This window comes from Pseudomonas sp. 2995-1, assembly GCF_002742505.1.
Lineage (GTDB): Bacteria > Pseudomonadota > Gammaproteobacteria > Pseudomonadales > Pseudomonadaceae > Aquipseudomonas > Aquipseudomonas sivasensis.
Map to the genome: position 1 here is coordinate 1 of NZ_LJSA01000255.1, position 367 is coordinate 367.

Annotated in this window: 1 protein-coding gene; it reads left to right on the plus strand. The window is 35.1% G+C overall.

Translation table 11 applies throughout. The features are described 5' to 3' along the window. Positions 1-367: DUF58 domain-containing protein (locus AOA61_RS05620; protein WP_143521177.1), on the plus strand; the 367-nt coding region annotated here is incomplete at both ends.

Here is a 367-nt window from a genome sequence, read left to right on the forward strand (position 1 = left end):
ATGAAACAGAGGCTTCTGTTCGTGGGAAATATCAAATAGATAGACTTTATTTACGGTATACAAGTAATTTAGGGCTGTGGGAAAAACAGAAGGCATTTCAATTAAATGATACAGTCAAAGTAATCCCAAACTTAAGTTCTGTAAAAGATTATTTAGAAAATGCCCAACAATTTTTATTGTATGAGGGTGACAAAATACGAAAGCAATTGAGTGGTAGTGGAGAGTTTGCAAAAATACGTAATTATGTTGTAGGTGATGACCCAAGGAAAATTAACTGGCGTCAAACTGCTAAGCTTCAAGAGGTCATGACTAATGAATATGAACCGGAGCATGGGAAATACATTACGATTTTAATTGACTGTGGGAG